This window comes from Serratia sp. Res13-Sevr-LER1-36-b, from assembly GCF_015673035.1.
Lineage (GTDB): Bacteria > Pseudomonadota > Gammaproteobacteria > Enterobacterales > Enterobacteriaceae > Chania > Chania fonticola_C.
In genome coordinates this window covers 552,493-577,118 of record NZ_JADACK010000020.1, presented here as the reverse complement: position 1 = coordinate 577,118, position 24,626 = coordinate 552,493, and the positions used below count along the sequence as shown (strand labels likewise).

The following is a 24,626-nucleotide window of genomic DNA, read 5'->3' as shown; positions in this document are numbered from 1 at the left end:
ATTACTTTCAGTTTTTAAAGGAACACTAGGAATGAGTTTTTTAAATGCGCTAAATTTTGGCTGGGGCAGGCGTTTACCTATGATGCAACAGACCCAGGCCACAGAGTGTGGGCTGGCCTGCATAGGGATGATTTCCAACTACTTCGGACATTCTATTGATTTGGTCACTCTGCGTAGACGTTTTTCAACGTCATTAAAAGGCGCAACGTTGGCTGACGTGATGTTGGTAGCACATCAACTAGGCCTGGCGGGACGCGCATTACGACTTGAGATGGATGAATTAGTCAAATTACGCCGCCCTTGTATCTTACACTGGGAGTTAAACCACTTTGTGGTGTTAAAGAGTGTATCCAAAAATAAGATCACTATTCATGACCCTGCTCGCGGGATCCGTGATGTACCAATGGATGAAGTATCCCGATGCTTCACCGGGGTTGCACTTGAGTTAATGCCCACCGCAAACTTTAAGAAGATCGAAGAAAAACAGACGGTATCCATGCTTACGCTGATTGGTAGCGTAATTGGCATCCGTTCTGCTTTTGCCCAAATCTTTATTTTATCTGTGGCGATGGAACTCTTCGCAATCCTTGGGCCATTCTATATGCAATGGGTCATGGATCAGGTCCTGGTTTCAGCAGACCGTGATTTACTGACTCTGCTGGGAATCGGATTCATATGCGTAGTTGTTATGCAGACCGCAATCTCTGTCATACGCTCCTGGGTGACGACATGGTTTTCGAGTTTACTCAGTGTTCAATGGACTGCTAACGTTTTCTCTCGTTTATTAGGTTTGCCGATGGCGTATTTCGAAACACGGCATGTGGGAGACATCGTTTCCAGGTTTGGGTCAATTGGTACAATTCAAAGCACCTTAACGAGTCGATTTATCAGTACCATACTTGATGGCATCATGGCTTTCGCCACGCTAGCACTGCTGTTTGTTTATAACACCACATTAACGTGGATTGTTATAGGCCTTTTTGTGGCTTATGCAATCATTCGCCTAGTGTCATTTCGTCCGTTCCGACAGGCAAATGAAGACCAAATTATTACCGGTGCACGTGCACAATCAATATTGCTTGAATCTATTCGTGGTGTACAAGCTGTAAAACTTAATAATAAGCAAGAGGTCCGTTTAACATCCTATGCAAACGCCGTCGTTGAAACAACCAACAAAGGGATTGTAATTCAACGTTTATCTATTGGTTTCAGTGCCCTTCAGGGGGTTATCAGTGGGATCGGAAGAGTTGTTTTAATCTGGCTAGCCGCCAGAGAAGTTCTTGATGGCAATTTCTCTGTAGGGATGTTAACCGCATTTGTCAGTTTTGCCGATCAATTCATCGGGCGCGCATCAGGGTTAATCGATGCTCTCATCGACTTTAGAATGCTTCGTCTACATGGTGAGCGATTGGCTGACATTGTACTAACCGATAAAGAAGAGGATATGGAAGCGACAATTGCGGTACCAGCCCAAGATGGTGAATCACCTGGACCTGGGCTTGATATTAAAGCATTGAGCTTCCGTTATGCAGAGACTGAACCTCTGGTGATTGATGAGTGTTCCTTCACTATAAATCCGGGGGAGTCGGTCGCCATCATTGGGCCATCAGGGCAAGGTAAAACCACGTTGGCCAAGTTGTTGCTTGGTTTATTGAAACCCGAGGCTGGTAGTATCGAGGTCGACGGCATTGATATTCGTAAACAAGGTATGCAACTGCACAGAGAGCGTATTGGTTGCGTTATGCAAGATGACATACTTTTTGCGGGTTCTATTGCTGATAATATTTGTTTCTTTGATACTAAACCAGATCAGGCCTTGATTGAAAAAGTTGCACAATTAGCTCAAATTCATGAGGATATCATGGCTATGCCAATGGCATATCAGAGTCTTGTCGGTGATATGGGCTCATCCTTATCTGGTGGCCAGAATCAGCGGGTGTTGCTAGCCAGGGCTCTTTATAGGCAACCTGATTTGTTAGTGCTAGACGAAGCTTCAAGCCATCTTGATGTCGAGCGTGAAAGGTTAATAAATCAGGAAATTAAAGCAATGCCGATAACGCGAGTGATCATTGCGCATAGGCCAGAAACCATTCGCAGTGCGGATCGTGTTTTACTATTAAATAAGGGGAAAGTTAGTGAGTTATTCTATGATAAAAACCATGAGTCATTTATGGATGATTCTCTAGCTAAATAACAGGCAGTATGGATTTTTACTGATATACCTCATGGGAAATACACATATAATGGCGGTCATGGATTACAACTGCTTCAGGTTTTAATCTATTATGGCTTTTTCATAAAGCGACATCGTGTAGTATCAAAATTGTAACTAAAATAACTTAAATATGGAGATTTAAAAATGCGTGAACTTAACATCATGGAAGTCGAAATGGTTTCTGGTGCTGGCTTCTTCTCTCGTATTGCAGCAGCAGCAGTAGGTGCTTTCGGTGTTGCAACTACAGGTATGATGAAAGTAGGTGTTGCGGGTGGTAGTACTGGCGGTATTCTTGGTGTTGGTGTTATCAGTGCATTAGTTGGTGTTGTCCTGGGTGGCGTGTTTGGCGCTATGCAGGGGGCTATCTACGGTTTCACTAATGACTGGGATAAAACAATCTCAGCAGTTAACTCCTCAACTGAAGAATGGCTAGGCCAGGGCTCTATTTTCCCTAAAGTCTAAGTAAATTATAATTAATCTCCTTGATGTGATAGGTATACATCAGGGAGATTTAGAGAATTTAATATGCGAGAACTTAAAACAGCAGAATTAACAACCGTTTCTGGTGGTGCATTTAATTTCTTGGATTCTGCCAAGGGGTTCTATAATTTCCTGCGCAGTGAAAAGAATCCACTAAATGGTACAGTTATAGGTAAAACCATTTCTGGTGCCATCGGAAACATTATGTACCCAATGATTAATTCGGTGATCACGGTATTATCATCATTTATTCGAAAATAAACTCGAGTGATGAAGTTCATTAAGGATCGATTGTAATGCGCGAATTAAGCGTTAACGAAATTGAAGCGGTTGCTGGTGCAGCATGGTGGTCACCGTCTAATATTATGAGTTTTATTAATAAGGTAACACATTCAACAAGCAAACCTAGCGAACCTGGGTCTTGGTTTGTTCCTGATGGTTCTTTATCCGGTAGTAGCCATATTGGGCAAGCTATTGGTATTGGGATGACAGTAGCCGCGGGTATTGTTGCTGCAGTTGCCTTATTTAGTGCCGCATCAGCAGGACTTGCAGGTGTCCTTGGTGTTGCCGCAGTAGCAAATAAACTCAAGTAATAAACGTGTTCTACGTTTAAATAACAGGAATATTAATATTTCTGTTTATATTAAAACTTTAAGGAAAAGGTATTAATTATGAACAAAACAATTATCGCTGCATCATTGACCGCTGCTATGACTTTCTTTGCTTCTACCGCAAATGCATCAGACGGTACCATCACCTTCAAAGGCTTGATTGACAGCTCAACCTGTAATGTAAGCATTAATGGTGCAAATAAAGATGCAACCGTAAACCTGCCAAAAGTCTCTGCTAATCTGCTTGCAGAGAAAAACAAGGTTGCTGGTTCAACTAATTTCAACATGATTTTGAGCAACTGTAGCGGTACTGCTGACTCTGTTCTGGCCTTCTTCGAAGCCGGTACAAACGTGGATTCTATTACCGGTAACCTGAAAAACAACGGTACTGCAGCCAACGTTCAGGTTCAGCTGATGGATGCCGATGGTAAAGTATTGAAAGCGGGTGATACATCCCAGACTACGGGTAAAATGGTAAAACTGACTGCTGGTAATGGCACATTGACTTATGCTGCCCAATACTTTGCTACCGGTAAAGTTGAAGCTGGTGATGTTGATACTTCAGTAACCTATTCTATCAACTACCTGTAATTAGTTTATAATACTTTTGAAACACAAGAGGTTTTATACTTCTTGTGTTTTTATTTAATTGAGTGTAAAAATAGTAAAGTTAATTTCCCCGGCGGATTCCATGAGTAAAACATTCTCCCGTATTAATATATTGTTGTTTGTGACGATTATTCTTCTATCTAAGTCTGTCTTCGCAAACGTAGTTACGCTTGGTACCAGAGTTATTTATCCTCAGGGTGAAAGGGAGGTGACAGTTCAGTTGAAAAATGATGGAGAACTCCCCTCTTTAATACAGGCCTGGATTGATGACGGCAATACTAATACACCAATAAATAAAATCAAGGTGCCTTTTGTTTTGATACCTCCTGTTTTCAGGATTGAACCCAATAAAGGTCAAACCTTACGCATCAGCTATACTGGAGGCACTTTACCAGAGGATAAAGAGTCGGTTTATTTTCTGAATATATTAGACATACCACCTAAGAATGCAAATTCAGGCCAAAATACGCTTCAGATGGCCATACGTTCTCGTATAAAAATATTCTTCAGACCTGGCTCTCTTGATGCTGACGGAGCCAGTGAAGCCTTGAAGAATGTACAATGGTCATTGACTAAAGATAGGCAATTACAGGGTAAAAACCCGTCGGCCTACTATGTCAATATTGCAGGCGTAGAAATTTCAGTTAATGGTAAAAAAATCAATACTACTGAAGGTGAAATGCTAGCCCCTAGGGAAATTAAAGTATTTAAAAGCGCTCCACTTACCGGGGTTTTAGCTGGTAGTAAACTAACCTATAAGGCGATAACCGATTTTGGCGGAGTGGCGGTATCCGATTCTTATATTAATGGGTTTTAGTAGCCATTAAATAATCAAATTGATAACTTTATTTTTATTTTCTTTACCATGGAAATAGGGATTTTTACCGGGTGATAATTATGAGAAGTTTATTAATAATAATACGTGATTGTTTAAGCGTGAGAAAAGTGAATGGCAGCTTTTGGAAGGTTGCTATCACTTCAGCGATTTCTCTTCAATCCCATAATGTTATCGCTCAAGAGGTTCAGGATGGGAGTCGTTCTGCGAAGGCCGTTTTTGACCCTGGTTTCCTTATGCAGGCAGCTGGTAATGAAGTTGATGTGGCGCGTTTTGAGTATGGCAACCAGTTAGAGCCAGGAGAATATCGAGCTGAGACATATCTCAATGAGAAATTTATTGGTCTGGAATCAGTCCCCGTCATTTTAATAGAGGGGAAACCGAAGGTTCTCATCAATAAGGGATTGTTTAATAAAATTGGGATCAAATCGAGTGCATTAAACACTAAGGCTTTCAATGAGTTGAATTCCTCGGATGACTATTATGAGCTGGGAAAGCTAACTACCGCGGCAAAAGTTCATTTTGACAGTACAGAAATGCGTCTTGATATACAAATACCTCAGGCCGACTTGCTGCAAACGGCTCGCGGCTCTGTTGATCCTGCCATGTGGGACGACGGAGCTAATGCACTATTATTAGGCTATAATACGAACTATTATGAATCAGTAGCCAATGGCAAAGAGTCTCAATCATTTTATGGTGGCACTAACGTCGGTTATAACCTGGCTGGTTGGATGTTTCGTCACAGCGGATCCTTAACCTGGCAGAAAAATGATCGTAGGGACTATAACAGCATACGAAATTATGTTGAGCATGATATAACCCCGCTCAAAGCCAGATTAACGGTTGGTGATGCATTTACTTCAGGTGAGCTGTTCGACACATTTGGTTTTCGCGGTGTTGCTCTTAACACCATCGATAAAATGTTGCCCGACTCCCAGCGAGGCTATGCACCCGTGGTGCGTGGAGTTGCACAGACCAACGCACGCGTCACTATCGAACAAAGTGGTGCAGTCCTTTATGATACGACCGTGCCGCCTGGGGCTTTCGTAATTAATGATTTGTACCCAACAGGCTATGGTGGCGATTTAAAGGTTAAAGTCACAGAAGCCGATGGGCGTCAAACTACGTTCAGCGTTCCTTATGCTTCTGTACCGCAGCTACTTCGTCCTGGAATGACACAATACAATGCTGCTATAGGTACTATCAGGGATTTAAATATCTCTTATACGCCAAGAGTTGCACAAGTAACACTCCAACATGGGCTGGCAAATAGCTTAACGGGTTATACGGGCTTTTTAGGAACCGGAGATTATAGCGCTGGTTTAGTCGGTGCAGCGATAGGTACCCAGTTTGGTGCGCTAGCCCTGGATGTTACTCATGCCAGAGCTTCAGCAGGAGGCAATACGAACCAGGGTAGCAGTTATAGAGCGACTTTCAGTAAGATGTTTGCGGAAACCGGCAGTAGCGTATCCATTGCTGCATATCGTTTCTCATCATCTGGCTATCTGGATCTAAAAAATGCGATGCTGTTTAGCGACCATTATCGTTATAATAATGATGACGCGGCTTTAACCCTTCAGCGCCCGCGTAATAGACTATCGCTAACTGCAAGTCAGTCTTTCTCTGAAGGTCTGGGGCAGTTATATGTCAGTGGTTTTAGTCAGAACTATTGGAATCAAAGTGGTAATGATAAGCAGTACCAAATTGGTTACAGCAATAATTTTGGGCGGTTATCTTATTCAATCTCAGCAAACCGCTTAAGAAACGTTGGTGGCGATCAAGAAACTCAGTATTTAGTCACTTTCACTGCTCCATTAGGTTCAGGAGGAAACTCACCAAATCTGAATATGAATCTTGGCCGTACATCTAACGGATTAAATAGCCAGGCAAGTATTAATGGCATGTTGGGGAGTGATGACCAGTTTAACTATAATCTGGCCGCCGGCAGAGATGAAAATAATAATAGCGCCGGGAGTGTTTCAGGGGTTTACCGTTCGCCTTACAGTTCCTTGCAAGGATCCTATGGTCAGGGTAAAAATTATCGTTCAGTCTCAACCGGGGCAACAGGGTCTGTTGTCGTACTTTCAGATAGTATCACTGCAAGCCCATACAGCTCTGATACATTAGCCATTATTAGCGCACCTAATGCCGAAGGTGCTAAAGTTGAAGGGTATTCGGGTGTTATTATCAATAATAGCGGTAATGCTTTGGTACCTTATTTGAACTCTTATCGTTTGAATGAAATCTCTCTGGATCCAAAAGGCTTACCTATGGATGTGGAATTACAAAACACGCGGCAACAGGTGATACCACGTTCCGGATCGGTTGTCCGGTTGAGATATCGCACGTCGGTTGGGCGTCCTGTACTGATAAATATTGGTACAAATGGGAAAGAACTTCCTCTTGGCGCGGCAGTAAGGGACGAAAAAGGAAATACTGTTGGAACTGTTGCTCAGGGGGGCACGATTTATGCCCGCTTACCAGTTGCAGTATCTCAATTAAACGTTGCGTGGGGGAAGGGGAAGCAAGAACGCTGTACATTTAAGGTTAGCGTACCGAAGAGTAATAATGGTGATAAAGCAAAGGTGGCTAATATATTAAGCATTAACAGTAAGTGCTTGTAAGATTTTACTGCGGTTTCTTTTTTAAATTTTAGGATTAAATCTTTAATGAATAATAACGGTGTAAAATAATAATGAAAACGTTAAATTTTAAATTGATATGCGTAAGAGCATCTCTTGTGATTATTTTGTTTTTTTTGGGGAATACTTCTGTCTATGCGGATTTAGTCTGCAGAGCGGCTGACGGGAGGAATGCTCTGTTTTCCCTTGGCATTGATACGCCGGCAATAAAAGTTACGCCAGGAATACCAATTGGTACCGTGCTTTTCAGTAAAACATATGAGTTTACAACATCCTGTAGCTTAAATAAGCTTACGGACAAAGCGCAGGTGATATATTTCAAGAGAAAAGATCTTTCTCAGGCTTTGGGATATGGGTTAACGTTAAATGTTAATTTTAATGGGAGTAATGGTAGTGCTGCCCAAACAATTTCCTCTGGTGTTTCAATTAACGACAAGACAGCCGTCGGAGGAGGGTCAACAAGTGGATATTGGCCTAAAAACACGTTTACTGTTGACGTTCAAATTATCAAAACGTCTAACAGTTCACAATCAGCTATTATTGCAAAAAGTGTAGACCTTTTTTCTATGGGAGGAGCTACGGCATATCCTACAGATAGTGCAATATTCATAATGCAAAATCCTAACAGTGTAGTTTATACAACTGAAACCTGTAAGATCAAAGGTCCAGCATCTTTCACTGTTTCTTTGGATAAAACAACCATAAATAAAAAGAGTGGTTTTGGTTCTGGTGTCGGTTCTAATAGTAAATCTAAGGGGTTTAATATTAGTTTGCTCTGTGATACGGAAATAATGAGTGCTTTTAAAATTATGTTACAATTGGATGGTGCAAGCCCTCAGGGTGGGGGAGTTTCGGGATTGTTGTCATTGTCTCCAAATACCGATAATGCACAAGGTGTGGCATTGCAAATACTATTTGGCGGCACCGAAAATCCAGTTAAGCTTGGGACTCCCTGGCAGATTGGTTCATTCCCAGTAAGTGGATCAGAAATAAGTATCCCTTTTTCAGTAAGATATTATCAAACGCAAGGTAATGTTACTCCAGGCACGGCCAATAGCACGATGGTCTATACGATATCATACATTTAGGTGCGTATTTGATACGCATTTCTATATTCTCGCTTGGTGGTTTTATGAATGCTTTTAATTTATCTAAAAAAAATATTATTTTAACTGACTTGACGCCAGTCAATGCATTTGGTGTGCGTAGTACACTCGAGTCGGTTAATGGGGGGGATTATACGGTAGTTAATATTAATAACGTGTGGGATATTGGCAATGAAACTGACAGAACGATTGCATTAGTTATTCTATCCATTTCGAAAGAGTGTGGTAACACGTTGGACTCTATAAAGAAGGCATGGAAAATATCGAGCTCAGGTATACCTGTTTTATTATTCTCTGATGTTTTAAACGCCAAGTTATACGCACTTATTGCCTCGTTGGGCATCAATGGAGTTATGTTCTATAAAGAGAGTAGTAGCGTTTTTCTTGATATTTTATTTTCTATTATGAATAAAGAAAGAAGATTCGGTCCTTATGTTTTGGAGCAAATGGACTGGAAGGTACCTGCGTTATTGACTCCGGCTGAAACCAACTTGGTTTTCGACTTGCTCGAAGGTAAAAGAGTTACAGATATAGCTAAAAAAAATGGACGTAACATAAAGACCATATCTACTCAAAAAACAAGTATAATGAAACGACTTAATATAAATAATAATAGTGAGTTTTCTGCTCTTGGCGGTGTGTTAAACAGATTTTCATTTTATACGTAATTATATAAATAAGGCCTCGGTGCGAAGCATGACTAGTATAGCTTTAATGAATCATTGTCCAATAACAGTGTTAGGAATTAAATCGGTTCTCGCTGGGTTGGGTGCGAGTGTTAATTACTCTACAAGTACCACTGTGGAGCTGTTAGCTTTTCTTAAAAAAAATACCGTTAGTTCGGTCATTTGTGATATTCCTGTTGTTGATAATTCAGCAACTAATACAACAAGTGATTTCTTATCTGAAGTTAATGAGTTAATTTCAGATGTGATAATTTTTACTTCATGTACTGACCGAAATGAAATATCACCAATTATTCGTGAGTATAGTTGTTCAATAATCTCCTCTCAAGAGGAGTGTGGTATTATTGAATTGCAATTAGATAAGGCATTAAGAGGATATGAAACACTAAGTCCGAAGATACTAACTATATTAAATTCAAAGAACAAGATGGAACTTGATGATCTTAACTTGCTTACCATCAAGGAGAGAGAAACATTATTCCACTTGTTGAGTGGTAGAAGTATTTCGCAAATTGCTATAGATTGTTCTAAGAGCGTAAAAACAATCAGTGCTCATAAAATAAAAATCATGAGAAAGCTAGGCGTAGATAATGTGACTCAGCTTTTCTCCAAGATAGTTAGATTGTAACCTGGTTGCTGTTTGAGTTTTTATTTGGTACAGTTGCGGCGATAGGCGTATTCAAAACATGTACCATTATCTAACCTCATGTTTTAGTAGTCATTTTAAGGTGTGCTTCATATCAATCTCAATCGGGCTTATAGGAACCCCAGGTGTTTATTAGTCTGGGGTTGTAATGATGTGGTATTCAGATATGCAATCAGTGTCTTCGTCCCTAATTTCTTTGTTACATCTTATTATTGATACTCTTTGCGAGAATTGGTGTCTTGTTAAGTAATTAAATTTGTATTCTTTGCAAGATTTATCATTGATTCTTATGTATTTCTCTGACTCATCGACCTTTGTCATCACGTTATCAGTATAAATCCTGCATTCTCCTATATTTTTCGCATACTTATACTTCATGAAGAAGTCACTTTGATTTTTCATGTTGCCTTCAATTATGAAATACATCGTAATAATAGCCGTCAATAATATAAACATCAATGTTAATCTGTTTGTTTTATTAGTCCTCTGTATTGATACCTGATTTTCAATTTTTATTTCAGGTGGTTGCTTTTGGTTGTTATCTTCCTTATCTCCTTCAGTTATTTCTTTAATATCTAGAAACTTGCTCAGTTGCAATCCTTTTCTGGGGATTGTATTAACAACTTCATTTCCCAAGCCTAGTTTTATAAAACCCCTACGGAGAATAGATATATTTTGGTAAAAAGTGTTTGCGGTGACATGTACACCATTTTTGTTCCATACCTCGTTAAAAAAGATGTCTTTATCTAATATTATGTCTCTGTTTTTGAGTAGTAGCATCAAACAACGTGCTGCAGGAACATACAGAAGTACTTTATTACTCGAATCATCAAGTGAGGTTAACGTTCTTTCTTTGGCATTGAATTCTACAGCGTTATTTATGATGTAGATAGTTGGCATCATGATTCTCCTGCTTTCCTTGAGGTAGATCTTTTATTCCCTGACAATAATACTAACATTATAGATGGTATTTTTCTTGGGTTTGAGAATAAAAAGGCACAATATAATTTTATTGATTATGAATATGTTAATGTTTTTTCATTTATGTCATGCTGATACATTATTTGATATTATCCTATTTCACGCGATTTTATAGTTAATCTGAAATTAGATTAACTGGTTTCAGATTTTTAGAGTGCGATTAAAAGGAAGGGTAATTACCTATAGGTTTTATCCTATCTCATTAATTTTGATTGTTATTACTCTACCAGTCATACTTTTCCCTAGTGCCGGTAAGCTATAATTTATCATATTATCAACTACTTATAAGTGATGGTAAATGTTGCACTCGCGTTAGCACTTCCTGCCGTTGGTGAGTCATTAGTTTTTATGTACCTGGCATCAAAATCAAGACTCATACTACCATCTGTGACTCTTTTCATTTTCACACTACGGCCAAGCGTCATCGGGATATTACTTCCTGCCTGTAAGATCTGCACTGCAACACCTTTTGCGGTAGACTTACTATTTAGCCCCAAAATACCTTTGTCTACATCTATGATAGTTGAACCTGAATTTCCACTTAAACTTAGATTGACATAGGACGAGGTGAAGTAATTATTTGAAACGCTAGGGTAACTTCCACTGATGCAATCCGTCAGTGGTATTTGAAAACTTTGCAACGTAGAACCTTCTGTTCCAGCCGGTTTAAGCTTAGAAATAGAAATGTTACCCATATACACAGAGATTTGCTTGCTTGTTACTGGTAGTACACACTCCGAACGAATAATAGTGGCATTCACTTTAAATTTTTCAATGACACCCGTACCGTCAGTAATAATCTGAGAGGAGGCATTAAGCTTCTGTAAACCCATTGATATATCAGCAGTTTTAACCAGTAGTACACTCACTGGAATATTAGGTGTTGTAAGTAGTGACAGGCGTCCTGTTCTAACGGTATAGGGAAAGTAAGGCGGGGTACCTGAAACCGTAGATACATTAATGCTACTGGTTTTAAATGCAATGCCAACACCTGGAATATTTGTGCTGAATAAGCTTCCAGTCGGTACCCTGTTATTTGCAACAGTTATATTGTTTATCACCGTGCCTCCGCTCACCATCGTTGTAATAGCTGCTTTGCTAAAACATGCAAGTTGCTTCATCGACGAGGTATTGATCGGTATATTTACCCAATCCTGTCCGATGATAGAACCTACAGGTGCATCACGTGGAATATATAGCGTTCCTAAATTGATCGTGCCTTCAAAGCTTGTAGCGTAAAATTTACCGTCTTCCGATTCCCAATTACAATTTCCAGGCATGGGAACATCCGCATAAGCTTGTTTATTGCTAAATAACATTATTAAAGTAACTATATATTGCATCCATTTCATATTGGTATTCCCTTATTTTTCGCTAATCAGTTGGCATTGAGCATCTATCATGTAGATACCATCACTCATTATTCCATTTGCCGTATCAATAGTAGTACGACAACGTTGATTTGTTTTTTTTCCCCACTTTATATTCATTGTTAAACGTGTTTGGTCTGAAGAGAAAAGTGCCTGACCGGCCTGACCAACCAAGGTCAAATCGTTGCCATTGCCATCTTTTACGTCTGCACCGAAAGGAACATAGCGTCCATCGGTCAATTTTAGGCTGACTAAAAGCTGCGTTGCTTTTACAACGTTAAATTGTATTTTAGCGATTGCACCACGACGTGGAACCAGTTCTGTTACCCCGCTGGCGATAACGGTATCGTTATCTGTATTACGGGTGTCTAAAATAATCCTATTTGAGCGGTATGGGCGCAAATAAGACACAACTGAGTATCCGCGCTGATTAGTTGGATTACCTGGGTTATTCTGCACTTCTACATTGGGTGTTCCTTCAACATGTATCAGGCCGATCGTTTCACCGAGGTATGGACCGGTTTCAATGCCGTCGGAATGAGCCAATAATGATCCGGACACGCCAATGTTGCCACTTTGTGTGTCCCGGCTTTGGGTCACGCCAGCGCTAAGTTGTGCCCAGGGAGTTCTATACCCGCCTGATGCTGAAATCTGATTTGAGCCTGTTTGATACTGTGATGCATCAACGTTGTAGTTTAGTTGGGTATGGTCGCCAGTTACGCCGCTGATGCCCAGTGTTTTAGCATATTGACCACGATTGTTACGGGCCAGCGTAGTATTTATACTCTTTTGCCCTAGTGGCATTGAGAGTGTGAGTGATACCTCCGCCCCCTGATTACCCGTATTCATACTTTTCAAACTTTTACTGGCATACATACCCACGTTTACCGTGCCCACCATGGTGTTAAAGCCTAGTTGTGCCTGGCTTTCCCTGAAGTTACTGCCCCAGTAATCCTGCTGGCTAATTACGGCATAAATAGAACTCCCCTTGCCGATATTTTGGGTGATGTTAGCCTCTAGTCGGTTACGACGACTTTCAGCGCGGCCATTGAACGCGGGCTGGCTACGTTCACTGATGGATTCTGTAAATGAGCGATAACCACTGGTTGAGTAGCGATAACCCGTAAAGCGTAGGTTAGTGCCACTGCTGAAGGCTTTGCCATAACGAATAGCGTAGCTTTGTCCGCTCTGATCGCTGTTTTCAAATTGTGATGCGGCATGGGTAATATCAACTGAAATAGCCCCCCACCTGCCTAATCCTTTTCCCACTCCTGCTTGTGCGGCACGATAAGTTTCGGCTGCAACTACGCCAACGGAGGCGGTGTAATCCCGTGGTAAGCCAAGGGCACCAACAAGCTGCACAAAATTGGGTTTTTGGCTTTGCTGCGGTGCGTTATAACTCCCGGCAGCTATGCTATAACGCCACGTATCCTGGCGTAGTAAGTTGCCCAACGTTGCATACGGTTGAGTGAAACGACGCTCTTCACCATTGGCCTCAGTGATGAGCAACTCAAGATCGCCATTGCCAGCTGCTGTATTCAAATCTGTAATTTCAAAAGGGCCTGGGGGGACAAAAGTGGTGTAAAGCGAATAGCCATGTTGACGAATTTCGACTTTGGCCTGGCTATTTGCTATGCCACGGATCACTGGAGCATACCCTTGCATTGCATCCGGCAGCATATCCGCATCGGAACTCGCCTGAACACCGCGGAACGGGATACTTTCCATTACGTTCCCCTGGGTAAAGAGTTCCCCCATCATCAGTCGCCCCAATGTGCCCGGCAGATCTCTCTCAATATAAGAATTGTATAGTTGGCTGGGCCTATTTTTCAGATAAGCGATGGATGAACGTGCTCTCCAGCCAGCAATATTGAGACCACTGTGCAGATAGGCGCTAGCCGTATTCGTATTATTTCCATTGGTAGAATGGCTTTGTCCTGCAGAAATCTGGTAATTTAGGCGTGCAGCATTAATGCCCTCATCCCATTCTGTTGGAGGAACATATCCTTTAGCAACAGTATCAATATAAATCTGAGGTATTGATATATTTAATGTCAGGGAGCGAGTTTTAAAAATCGTCTGACTCTCAGGAATGCTTGAGGTGATATCATCACTGATGATACCACTGCTATCTGTTCTTTGAGTAATAAGGCTCTCGGGTTTAACGCCAGCCAGATGTAATAAGGAAATTGGGATGAGTGGTACTAATACATCACCTTTTTGCTTAAATTCAACTTGTACTTGCCCATACTCCCGGTTATTGATAAACAGAAGCACAGGATAACGCCCTTCACCCAGGGTATTTTTTTGCAGGATATTATTTATTTCAGGTTTTATATCCGCACTTTGCCCCTCAGCTCTGTTCATAAAGTCGGTATCAAAGTAAAGATCTGTCTCGGCGGCATAGCCTTTCAGATTAAAAAAGAGGCATGCAGATACGGCGACCCTGAGTGAGTATTTAAACATATTTATGATCTCTAAGGTTCAGTCATTTCTGTATTGGTGTGTTGCTATAGTGTGTAATACCGCCATAGTCATTAATAATTGAAAAGTCGACGCTACCTTCAGCTGAGGAAGCTTTCTGGTTCAGCGGGTAGGATTGTGTGGAGAGTGGAGGTAACATTTCGGGATCGTGTGCATCCACTTTCTGCTTACCATTACGTAATGCCATCTCTGCAAAGGTAATATAATAGGGGGAGGGGTTGGTCACCTGCAGCCAGGTTTTTCCTTCTTTATCTACAGTTTTCCATTGTAAGGTAGCTGCTGCCTTTTGAGGTGCAATCGCTAAGTGACTTGGGCGATAGAACACTTTGATACGAGTGCGGATAGCCATCACCAACTTGTTATTATTATCAGCTTTATTGGTCGCAGGTATCTCTTGAGCATTAAAATAGAATACGGTCTCCCGGTCTTTCGGTAATGACGCCGGTAAACTGAGTATTTTGACAATTTGTTCCTGACCCGGATCAAGACGGAATATCGAAGGAGTCGCAACAAAGGCTGACTTCTCATCTGAACGATCAGATTCACCGTTTATCCACACTTGCACGGCATAGTGACCGTTAGTGACGTTTGTAAGCGTGACATTGGCACTTTTATGCTTTTGGTCGTAAATTATACGAGTGTTATTTATCATAACACCAGCGCTGGTATTTTTAATAACAGCAGTTGAGATAAGTAAAGATAGTATGATAAATAATTTTTTTCTATTGAATGTAAACATAATTTATTGCTCTGGGTAAAATTCTGGCTAGATATTTCTTTGTGTGGTAAATTCAGTTGGTATATATTTTCCTGGGAATATCTGAAGGGTATTCACCCCTCAGATATTATAGATTGCTATTTACTTATAACTAATGATAAAGCCTGCTTTAGCATCAGCTTTACCTGCAACCGCTTCACCAGTTGCAATATAGTTGGCAGTAAACCGAATTGGCTTAGTTAAATCATATTTCTGTGTAGTATCTGAACCGATATCCATGACATTATCATTTTCATCCATGATTCGAATCGCAACATTCTTAGCTACGCCGTCAACCGGCTTCAACGCAAGATATTGCTGTTTATCACCTGCAGTACCGCTCATAGTTGTGAATCGAACGCTACCTGTTTTCCCAGTTAAATCGCATTTGTCATCTTGTACAATACTAAGAACAAATGAAGCACCACCGGCGATGTCATTAGCTTTTTTTAGGCTGGATACCTGTACGGAACCCATATTTACTGTTGTTCCGCCATTACCATCATTAACACTAACGGCACAAGTATTACTGTTAATATCTCCAATGAATTCGATAGTGCCATCAATGGCCATAGAATAGGCAGAGAATAAGCCCAGTGAAATTGCCAAGGCTGCGGATGGGATAGTTTTCATTTCATAGTCCTTTAGATTAACGCTTAAATAAGTGGTCTTTTTAATTGCATAAGAAATGTCTGCATGCCTGGAGCACTAAAATCTCGAGGTGCTTGCTTGACGAGATGAATGATACAGCCACGGCAGCTCAAATCAATATATAGCTATACTCGCGTAATTATAGATTTTTATGCTGAAAAATAAATAAAATAAGATTTTTATTCTGAGCAGCTCTGTGCAGCGTAAGTTTTTTTTATATATTTTGGATGATAATGGGGCTTTTTAAATTCTTCATGCTAGCTTCTACAGATGATTTGAAATGATTTTATGAACATGGAAAGAAATCGTTCTTAAATTCAATGGCCTATAACAATTTTTGCTCAGGCCTGGAAAGTTGTGCTGACTATGATGGTATGGCCGTCATAGTATATTTGGTGGGGTTGGAAAAATCTTGGTTTAAATATTAATGGAAGCCACTGCTACCAGTGGGAAATAGCCTTGACGCTAAGAATGAGATCAATCCGCAGGGCGAGATCGACGACGAATACCGCATCAGCTACTTGCGTGAGCATATCAAAGCTATGGCAGACGCTATCGAGGATGGTATCCCGGTGATGGGTTACACCTCCTGGGGCTGTATCGATCTGGTTTCTGCCTCTACCGGGGAAATGAGTAAGCGCTATGGCTTTGTCTATGTGGACCGCGATGACCAGGGTAATGGCACTTTGGCCAGAACCAGAAAGAACTCGTTTTACTGGTATAAGAAGGTGATTGCCAGCAATGGGGCGGATTTGAGTTAGCAAAATGGGCACCGAAGTGCCCATTTAGACAACTGATAAACCTAAACTTTATGGGCGCTGCATGCAGCGCCCTCTGTTATCAACTCTCACACCTTCTTCTCAGCCATCTCAAAGCGAGGTGAAACCAGCCCATACAACGTCCAACCGAAGAAGGTGGCGATCGCGCCCCACATCATCGCTTCCTCGCCAGAACTGTAAAGCGCATAGAAGCTATACAGTGCACCAATCACGGCAATCACGTTGGCAATACGCGCCTTGTTCTCCGGTACTTTGGCCACTTTCTGGATAATAATCAGCGCGGCCATCGACAGGATATACGGAATGATATTGGTCACCACGGCCAGGTTAACCAGCACGTTAAACTGCTTATTAAGTGACGGGCTGATGGTCATCAGCGACATCACGCTCTGAATAATCACGATGGTCAGCATGCCTTTCACTGGCGCATCTGATTTACTGACTTTAGAGAAGATTTTCGGGAAGAAGCCGCTGTCGGCAGAGGATTTGAATACCTGGGCGATAGTGAACTGCCAGCCCAGCAGCGAACCCACGCAAGACATGATCATCAACGCCATGATGATTTTACCGACCGTTGGGTTGAACATATGTGAGAACGCCAGGCCAAACGGCGCGGTGGAGTTAGCCAGTTCCATATTTGGCACGATACCGGCGATCACGTTGGTGGAAACAATGTAGATCACTGCGGCACCCAGTGTGCCACCGAGTACGGCGATAGGTACGTTACGTTCCGGGTTTTCTACCACATCGGTATTGGCACAGGCAGATTCAAGACCGAGGAAAGCCCACAGAGTCATCGAGATAGAAGACCCGATGGCTTCAAAGGTTGGCACTGCATGCGGGTTCCAGGCCGCGAGATAAGCGGTGCCACTGAACCAATACCAACCGATAATCGAGATACCGACTACCGGAATAATCACCCCCCAGACGGTGATCCCGCTGATCTGCCCGGTGATGCGTGCGCCACCGAAGTTGGCAACCGTAGCCAGCCACAGCACTGCGATAGTGGCAATACAGATGCCCAATGGTGTCAGGGCAACCCCAAACAGCTCGGTGCCATAACCCACGGCAGAAATGGCGATGGCGATATTGGCGATCAGCAGCGAAACGCCATAGGTGTAGTTGGCCATAAAGTTGCCAGATTTACCGAAAGCGTACTCGGCATAGCCGCCCATCCCGCCGGATTTACGGCTGAACATGCCGCATTTGGCAAACGCATAGGCCAAGGCCATCGAGCCTACGGCAGTCACCAACCAGGAAACGATGGAGATTGTCCCCACTTCGGCCAGCTTGGTTGGCAGCATAATTATGCCGGACCCCATCATATTGACCGCTGTCAGGATCGTTAATTGCACAACCCCCATCTTATTATTGGATTTGCTCATGATTATTCTCGCTCTTATATTCCTCAAATTATACCCGTCGTCTTTCAAGCTGCAGCGTTGTTACCTACGCTATCTCACCCCAGTCACGTACAAAAACGTAAGCTCCTGGGGATGAGATAGCTTGTCGCCTAGCTGCAACTTGATATCCATAGGGTATGGATTCTTTTTGAAATTTGGGGAATAGCTAAATATGTCTGGCGGCAAGGAAATATGCCGCCTCCGGTAAAGTTAATTACGCTTTCATGACATAGCCGTAAGCCCGGTTCCAGCCATCTTCATCCTGCTGGATATACACGCCTTGTAATTCAGGGGCGAATCCGGGTAATAAATTAATCCCTTCTTCCAGTGCCAGGAAATAGCGTTGAGCAGAGCCTCCCCAGATTTCGCCCGGGACTACGCACAGCACGCCCGGTGGGTAAGGTAATGCCCCTTCAGCGGCAATGCGGCCTTCGGCTTTAGCGAGAGAAACCAGTTCTACCTTGCCACGTACGAATTCGGTATTGGCGGTTTGTGGATCCATGGCGACGCGTGGGAAATGGCTCTTACGGAACATTTCCTTCTGCAATTCTTTCACATTGTAGCTGACGTAGAGATCGTGCATCTCTTGGCACAGCTGGCGCAGGGTGTAGTTCTGGTAACGTTTTTCGTTGTTCTTGTACACGGTTGGCAGGACTTCACTCAGCAAGGAGTCTTGTTCGACGTGTTTTTCGAAGCGGGCAATCAGCGCCACCAGATGCTGCATTTTGGCGATATCTTCCGCCGGGGTGAGCAGGAACAGGATGGAGTTCAGGTCGCATTTTTCCGGCACAATACCGTTTTCGCGCAGGTAGTTAGCCAGAATGGTGGCTGGGATACCAAAGCTGCTGTACTCGCCGCTGGCGGTATCGATGCCCGGCGTGGTCAACAGCAGTTTGCAGGGATCCACAAAGTATTGTGATTCTTCATAACCTTCGAAGGCATGCCATTTTTCGCCAGGGACAAAGTTGAAGAAGCGCAGATCCTTGGCCATGGCTTCAGTGCTGTAGGATTGCCAAGGTTTACCGTCGATATGCTCCGGTACGAAAGGTTTGATCATGGTGCAGGTGTCCAACAGCATTTTGCGCGACTCAATGCCGATGCGCACACACTCTTTCCACAGGCGTTGGCCACTCTTGCCTTCGTGCATTTTGGCGTTCACATCCAGTGCGGCAAACAGTGGGTAGAACGGGCTGGTGGACGCGTGCAGCATAAAGGCGTTATTGAAACGTTTATGGTTGCAGTAACGATCTTGCCCTTTGATGTGCTTGTCTTTTTTATGGATCTGCGAAGTTTGTGAGAAACCGGCCTGCTGTTTGTGCACCGACTGGGTAACGATGATCCCCGGATCGTTTTCGTTCAGCTCCAGCAGCAGTGGCGAGCAGTCTTTCATCATTGGGATGAACTGCTCATAGCCGACCCAGGCAGAGTCAAACAGGATGTAATCACACAGGTGGCCAATCTTGTCGACGACCTGGCGGGCGTTATAGATTGTGCCGTCGTAGGTGCCCAGTTGGATAATCGCGAGGCGGAATGGGCGAGCGTCGTTAGCGCGTTCAGGTGCAGTTTCACGGATTTGCTGGCGCAGATAGTCTTCTTCAAAGCAGTGAGCATCGATGCCGCCGATAAAGCCGAACGGGTTACGTGCCGTTTCCAGATATACCGGCGTTGCCCCGGCCTGGATCAGCGCGCCATGGTGGTTTGACTTATGGTTGTTACGGTCGAACAGCACCAGATCGCCACGGCTCAGCAGGGCGTTGGTTACTACTTTGTTGGAAGCCGAAGTCCCGTTCAGCACGAAATAGGTTTTATCGGCGTTGAACACCTTGGCGGCGTGTTTTTGTGCATCGCAAGGCGCGCCTTCGTGGATTAGCAGATCGCCCAGCTTAACGTCGGCGTTGCACATATCGGAGCGGAACAGCGTTTCGCCATAGAAATCAAAGAACTGGCGGCCAGCGGGGTGCTTGCGGAAGAACTCACCGCCCTGATGGCCTGGGCAGGCGAAGGTGGCGTTACCCATTTCTACATATTGGGTCAGGGTATTAAAGAACGGCGGTAGCAGCTCGCTTTCATATTTTACCGCTGCGGCTTCCAACTGCTTGCCGTAGAACTGAGTGTTCTTACCACAGAGTTCAAAAACGCCGTTCAGCGCCGGTAATACGGCGTTATCCAGCTCTTCTTCACAGCAGACGGCAACAAAGATCGGAATGTTTAAACCGGTTTCTTCCAGCTGTGCCACCAGGCCTTGCTGTACGTCTTCCACGGAAAGCACGATGGCGGCTACGTCATTAAAGTCGCTGTGGTGCACATCGCTAATTTCACGTGTGGTTTCAAAACAAGAGAGAGTTTTTTGGTTCGCTGCAATTTTTAGTTTGTTCATTTTCATCATTCTTCAGGCGAAAATATCCCGCTGGCAAATAAGGTCTTTGCCAGGAAGTATTTTCGTTAAAATAAAGGTATGCGTGAGCGTAATCATGTTCATCGAACATAATTAGGTTACGAGTTTATTTTGACGAAATATTTTTTGGGTTCTTAAACGAGGTTGCAATTATGCCGGATCCACTCTGTTTTGAACAAAAACATAGCGATACCGTCGCCGTCAGGCGCAGGGAATGATCGTTGGCATAGGTCTGGCTGCAAGACGCAATAAGAACGCAGAGGAGGGAGTTTATCTGAAGTTAAAAAAGGCAAAGCTAAAGCAGCTGCGGTGAGCCATCATCATAATATGTGTAGTTCGTCGGATGTGAGCCATCTTTCTGTTGTTGTTTTCCATTTTCCATCTACCTATGGGTTTCGGACTTGGCGCTATTTTATCCCCTAAATGCGGAAATAAAGTGATGCAGATCACGTTAATCATGGGATTTATACTTAACTATTCAATTTCTATGCATCGAAGTGAATAGCTATGAATTCTGTAGCGAAGGCATATGTGAAGCAATTGCTACAAATGGAGCCAGCGGACTGGATAAATTTGGCTTAGGCTAACTCAACCCCTGAAAACCGCCTTTAATATAAACAGGTAATAGCAGGAATAGGGCTAGGATGTTTTTTATTTGTTATTACTGCGTTCAGGTTTATCTTGCATAAAGATGCATGGATTGCTAATGAATATGCTAGTTTTATGTTGGGCATAATTTGTCGCTAATTGTGACTGCCTTCAAATCTGCGGGTAAGATGGCGGAGGTGAAAAGGAGAACTTACGTTGAATCAGAGCGAAGATCGGCTGCACATTATCCGTTTTCTCAGTAAGCAGCATGTGCTCACGCTGTGTGCCGGTGATGGCACGGCGATGTGGTGCGCCAACTGCTTTTACGTATTCGATGCCGAGCGCATGGCGCTATGGCTGATGACCGAGCCGCATACCCGCCACGGCGAACTGATGCAAAGGAACATCCGGGTGGTTGGCACTATTGCCCCCCAGCCCAAGACCATTGCGTTGATCAAAGGGGTACAATATGCGGGGGAAATCACTCTGTTGGCGGGGGACGAGGCTGAACTTGCCCGAACGCGCTACTGCAAACGCTTCCCGGTGGCCAAGGTGATGAAAGCGCCTATTTGGCAGATCGCGTTGCAGGAAGTGAAGATGACCGATAACACCCTGGGCTTTGGCAAAAAGCTGCACTGGGCGCGTTGATAAACCAGCTAAATATTAAGGATCGATGGCATGAAAAACACCGAGATAGCCGCATTAGCGCTACTGGCGGTATTGGTTTCCCCGGCGATGGCGCAAGACAGCGGCGTTTCCTTTGGCCATAAGAACTGGGAACTTGCCTGTGACAACACCAATACCTGTCGAGCTGCGGGCTACGCTAATGAAGATGAGCCAAGCGATTCGAACGGTTCGGTACTGCTCACGCGCATTGCTGGCCCTGGCACCGTCCCAACGGGGGAAGTGACCTTGGCGGATTACGAAGGGGGCGACTCAGCCCCGGTGGCAAAGCTGACGTTGTGGATCAACGGCAAGGCGGCGGGTGCGCTCAAACCGACCAAGGATGGAAACTGGAACCTGTCAGCAAGCCAGACTCTGGCACTGATCGGCGCAATCAAAGGCAGCGGCTCGGTTGAATTTAAAGGCGGCCCCGCACCTTTCGTGCTGTCAGGCGATGGGGCTTCGGCCACCTTATTGAAGATGGATGATGTGCAGGGGCGTATCGGCACGCCCGGAGCCTTGACTAAAAAAGGCGACAAGCCGGAAAGCAGCGTGCCAGCCGCTATTCCTGCGCCGGTGATCCGGGCAGTGAAGGTGCCCAAGGCGGAAGAACGCCCGCTTACGGCACCCGAGATCGCCGCGCTGACCCCCAAACTGCTGGCGACGCTGAAACCGGATGATTGCGACCGCATGCAGTCCCCACAGGATAATGACGGCGCAAGCGAGGATGGCATCACGCTGACCCCGCTCGGCAATGGTCATGCCCTGATAACAGCCGTGTGTTGGCGGGCGGCCTATAACGAAGGTTACGGTTATTGGGTGATCGACAGTGCCCTGAAGCAGGCCCCGGTATTGGTGACCAATTCCGGCTCTGGCTATGATGAAGGGATAATCTCAATGGGGCAAAAGGGGCGTGGATTGGGCGATTGCTGGGCCACCGCCAGTTGGGTATGGGATGGCACGGCGTTTCGTCAAAGCAACGAGGCCACCACCGGCCTGTGTCGTTTAATCCATGCGGGCGGAACCTGGGATTTACCGACGTACGTCGCCGAGGTGAAAGCGGCGCAGTAAAGGAATTAGAGAGTCTCCACGGGCAGTTCTGTGCCTTGGGCATACAGAGGTGAGGGGGAAAACATATGGCACGGGTACTGATCACAGGCGCCAGCGGGCTGGTGGGGAGTGAACTGCTGCGTCTGCTGTTGGCAGATAGGCAGGTCACTTTAGTTATTGCTCCTACGCGTAAGGCGCTGCCGCCACACGCCAAATTACATAACCCGGTCGGCAGCGATCTGCACGAGTTGTTGACGCAACTGACACAGCCGGTGGATGCGGTATTCTGCTGCCTGGGTACCACGCGCAGTCAGGCTGGTAGCGCAGAGGCATTCCGCCACGTCGACTATCAGTTAGTGGTTGAAACGGCCCTTACCGGGCAGCGCCTTGGTGCACAGCATTGCCTGGTGGTGAGCGCTATTGGGGCTAATCCAGGCTCTGTATTCTTGTATAACCGCACCAAAGGGCAGATGGAGCAGGCGCTGCGTGAGCAGAACTGGCCACGCCTGACGTTGGTACGCCCTTCAATGTTGTTCGGTTCTCGTGCTGAGCCGCGTTTGCTGGAGCGACTCAGTCAACCGTTGTTTGGCCTGCTGCCAGGCAAATGGAAGGGCGTTGCCGCCAAAGACGTGGCGCAAACGTTGCTGACACAGGCCTTCAGCCCAGGCCGCGGGGTCAAGATTTTAGAATCCGACCAGTTACACTGCTCGCACCGTTTATAGCTCAACGCAGAGATTATCGAATGCCAGTTCCATGCCGGGCGGCAGTTCGTTGGCCATCAACCATAAATCGAGGTGATGGCTGATGTGCGTCAGCAGCGTACGCCGTGGTTGCAAGCGTTGCTGGATCTCCTGCGCACGGGGCAGATCGTTGTGATTACGCGGTGTCTGTGGCTGCGGCGGCAGGCTGCAATCCAACACCAGTAAATCGAGAGTGACCTGTTGCAGGTAGCGTGTGGTTTCTGGCGGCAGGCCGACGGTGTCGGTCAGGTATGCCAGGGTTTTGCCTGCCGCCTGGATCAGATAGCCGTGGGTGAGTTTGGAATGGATCAACGGCAGCGGCGTGACGTGCAGCCCGCCTAGTTCCACCGTTTCAAAGGGGCATAGTGGGGGTTGGAACGCCAGAATACCGGGGTGTTTGAACAGGTCGTCACAGCCTTGTTCATCGGCTGGGCCGTAGACCGGGATCGCATTTCCGCACCCCCAGCGCAAAGGAAATAACCCCTGAACGTGATCCATGTGGTAATGTGTCAGTAAAAAACGTTGAATTTCCCCCGCCGCAAAACGCCTTTCCAACGAGCTCAATCCCGCGTCCAACAACGTCGTTTCCCCTTGAAATTTGATCATCGCACTGCACGGTCGCCGCCGAAATGCCGGTTCATGCCGCGCCCGTTGGCACACCAGGCATTCGCAGCCAAAGGCTGGCACCTGTTGTGCCCCGCCGGTACCAAGAAAGGTCAGTTGCATGTTGGTTTCCTCTTGTTGACAGTATGGATCTCCCCTCACCCAAAGGGAGAGGGAGCTGGTACGGTGCCGTTTTGGTGCATTGAGCTCTCCATCAATCCCAACCGATACGGAGCTGAAGACAGGTTCGGAAGTTAATTTGTGGCACGTTCTGTCCCCTCTCCTTTTGGGAGAGGGCTAGGGTGAGGGGCGTCACTGTGCTCAAACTT

The 24,626-nt window shown here is 44.7% G+C and carries 22 protein-coding genes and 1 pseudogene; 14 read left to right on the top strand and 9 right to left on the bottom strand.

Features of this window, described 5'->3' with window-relative positions:
- Positions 1–31 precede the first annotated feature (31 nt).
- The 10 genes from IMQ33_RS16735 (at position 32) to IMQ33_RS16690 (ending at position 9,815) form a co-directional block, all read left to right on the top strand.
- Complete coding sequence (locus tag IMQ33_RS16735) at positions 32–2,194, top strand: peptidase domain-containing ABC transporter (RefSeq protein WP_196062098.1); 2,163 nt, start codon at positions 32–34, stop codon at positions 2,192–2,194.
- A gap of 165 nt (positions 2,195–2,359) precedes the next feature.
- Positions 2,360–2,677 carry a hypothetical protein gene (locus IMQ33_RS16730; protein WP_121608584.1) on the top strand — a complete coding sequence of 106 codons (318 nt, stop codon included), beginning with the start codon at positions 2,360–2,362 and terminating at the stop codon, positions 2,675–2,677.
- A gap of 63 nt (positions 2,678–2,740) precedes the next feature.
- Complete coding sequence (locus tag IMQ33_RS16725) at positions 2,741–2,956, top strand: hypothetical protein (protein ID WP_162304315.1); 216 nt, start codon at positions 2,741–2,743, stop codon at positions 2,954–2,956.
- Positions 2,957–2,991: 35 nt separating this feature from the next.
- Positions 2,992–3,288, top strand: coding sequence for a hypothetical protein (locus IMQ33_RS16720; RefSeq protein WP_162304316.1), 297 nt, complete (start codon positions 2,992–2,994; stop codon positions 3,286–3,288).
- A 78-nt stretch (positions 3,289–3,366) separates the two neighbouring features.
- Entirely contained in the window at positions 3,367–3,897 is a 531-nt protein-coding gene (locus IMQ33_RS16715; RefSeq protein WP_121608585.1) for a fimbrial protein, read from the top strand.
- Positions 3,898–3,997: 100 nt separating this feature from the next.
- Positions 3,998–4,732, top strand: coding sequence for a fimbria/pilus periplasmic chaperone (locus tag IMQ33_RS16710; protein ID WP_173409918.1), 735 nt, complete (start codon positions 3,998–4,000; stop codon positions 4,730–4,732).
- Positions 4,733–4,812: 80 nt separating this feature from the next.
- Entirely contained in the window at positions 4,813–7,377 is a 2,565-nt protein-coding gene (locus tag IMQ33_RS16705) for a fimbria/pilus outer membrane usher protein (RefSeq protein WP_121608587.1), read from the top strand.
- Between the two features lie 71 nt (positions 7,378–7,448).
- Positions 7,449–8,483: a fimbrial protein gene (locus tag IMQ33_RS16700; RefSeq protein WP_121608588.1), complete on the top strand. Its 1,035-nt coding sequence runs from the start codon at positions 7,449–7,451 to the stop codon at positions 8,481–8,483.
- Between the two features lie 44 nt (positions 8,484–8,527).
- Entirely contained in the window at positions 8,528–9,169 is a 642-nt protein-coding gene (locus IMQ33_RS16695; RefSeq protein ID WP_196067760.1) for a LuxR C-terminal-related transcriptional regulator, read from the top strand.
- A 28-nt stretch (positions 9,170–9,197) separates the two neighbouring features.
- Positions 9,198–9,815, top strand: a complete 618-nt coding sequence (locus tag IMQ33_RS16690) for a LuxR C-terminal-related transcriptional regulator (RefSeq protein WP_196062126.1) — start codon at positions 9,198–9,200, stop codon at positions 9,813–9,815.
- Between the two features lie 150 nt (positions 9,816–9,965).
- On the opposite strand, the gene IMQ33_RS16685 is transcribed toward IMQ33_RS16690, so the two are convergent.
- The 5 genes from IMQ33_RS16685 to IMQ33_RS16665 all read right to left on the bottom strand — a co-directional run bounded on the left by IMQ33_RS16685 (position 9,966) and on the right by IMQ33_RS16665 (position 16,058).
- Positions 9,966–10,736 (bottom strand): hypothetical protein, encoded by a 771-nt coding sequence (locus IMQ33_RS16685; RefSeq protein ID WP_196062127.1) that lies wholly within the window; start codon positions 10,734–10,736, stop codon positions 9,966–9,968.
- 356 nt (positions 10,737–11,092) lie between these two features.
- Positions 11,093–12,166, bottom strand: coding sequence for a fimbrial protein (locus tag IMQ33_RS16680; RefSeq protein ID WP_173409913.1), 1,074 nt, complete (start codon positions 12,164–12,166; stop codon positions 11,093–11,095).
- Positions 12,167–12,178: 12 nt separating this feature from the next.
- A complete protein-coding gene (locus tag IMQ33_RS16675; RefSeq protein WP_196062128.1) occupies positions 12,179–14,650 on the bottom strand; it encodes a fimbria/pilus outer membrane usher protein in 2,472 nt (823 codons plus the stop codon).
- 22 nt (positions 14,651–14,672) lie between these two features.
- Entirely contained in the window at positions 14,673–15,407 is a 735-nt protein-coding gene (locus IMQ33_RS16670; protein ID WP_173409911.1) for a molecular chaperone, read from the bottom strand.
- Positions 15,408–15,527: 120 nt separating this feature from the next.
- A complete protein-coding gene (locus IMQ33_RS16665; RefSeq protein ID WP_196062129.1) occupies positions 15,528–16,058 on the bottom strand; it encodes a fimbrial protein in 531 nt (176 codons plus the stop codon).
- 449 nt (positions 16,059–16,507) lie between these two features.
- On the opposite strand from IMQ33_RS16665, the pseudogene IMQ33_RS16660 reads away from it, so the two are divergent.
- Positions 16,508–16,837, top strand: a pseudogene (locus IMQ33_RS16660) (family 1 glycosylhydrolase); the annotation flags it as partial.
- Positions 16,838–16,923: 86 nt separating this feature from the next.
- On the opposite strand, the gene potE reads toward IMQ33_RS16660, so the two are convergent.
- From potE to speFL, 3 genes are all read right to left on the bottom strand, one after another.
- Positions 16,924–18,240 carry a putrescine-ornithine antiporter gene (gene potE / locus IMQ33_RS16655; protein WP_196062130.1) on the bottom strand — a complete coding sequence of 439 codons (1,317 nt, stop codon included), beginning with the start codon at positions 18,238–18,240 and terminating at the stop codon, positions 16,924–16,926.
- Positions 18,241–18,472: 232 nt separating this feature from the next.
- The gene (gene speF / locus IMQ33_RS16650; RefSeq protein WP_196062131.1) at positions 18,473–20,635 is read right to left on the bottom strand and encodes an ornithine decarboxylase SpeF; all 2,163 of its coding nucleotides are present in this window, start codon (positions 20,633–20,635) and stop codon (positions 18,473–18,475) included.
- Positions 20,636–20,923: 288 nt separating this feature from the next.
- Positions 20,924–21,028, bottom strand: a complete 105-nt coding sequence (speFL, locus tag IMQ33_RS16645) for a leader peptide SpeFL (protein WP_112363015.1) — start codon at positions 21,026–21,028, stop codon at positions 20,924–20,926.
- Positions 21,029–21,457: 429 nt separating this feature from the next.
- Here speFL and IMQ33_RS16640 point away from each other — a divergent pair, with 429 nt between their 5' ends.
- The 3 genes from IMQ33_RS16640 (at position 21,458) to IMQ33_RS16630 (ending at position 23,676) form a co-directional block, all read left to right on the top strand.
- Complete coding sequence (locus IMQ33_RS16640; RefSeq protein WP_196062132.1) at positions 21,458–21,889, top strand: YhbP family protein; 432 nt, start codon at positions 21,458–21,460, stop codon at positions 21,887–21,889.
- Between the two features lie 30 nt (positions 21,890–21,919).
- Entirely contained in the window at positions 21,920–22,975 is a 1,056-nt protein-coding gene (locus tag IMQ33_RS16635; RefSeq protein WP_196062133.1) for a DUF1176 domain-containing protein, read from the top strand.
- 65 nt (positions 22,976–23,040) lie between these two features.
- Entirely contained in the window at positions 23,041–23,676 is a 636-nt protein-coding gene (locus IMQ33_RS16630) for an NAD(P)H-binding protein (RefSeq protein ID WP_196062134.1), read from the top strand.
- Here the strand turns inward: IMQ33_RS16630 and phnP are convergent.
- Positions 23,671–24,420: a phosphonate metabolism protein PhnP gene (gene phnP / locus IMQ33_RS16625; protein WP_196062135.1), complete on the bottom strand. Its 750-nt coding sequence runs from the start codon at positions 24,418–24,420 to the stop codon at positions 23,671–23,673. The two genes, IMQ33_RS16630 and phnP, sit on opposite strands and share 6 nt — an antisense overlap.
- Positions 24,421–24,626: the final 206 nt, after the last annotated feature.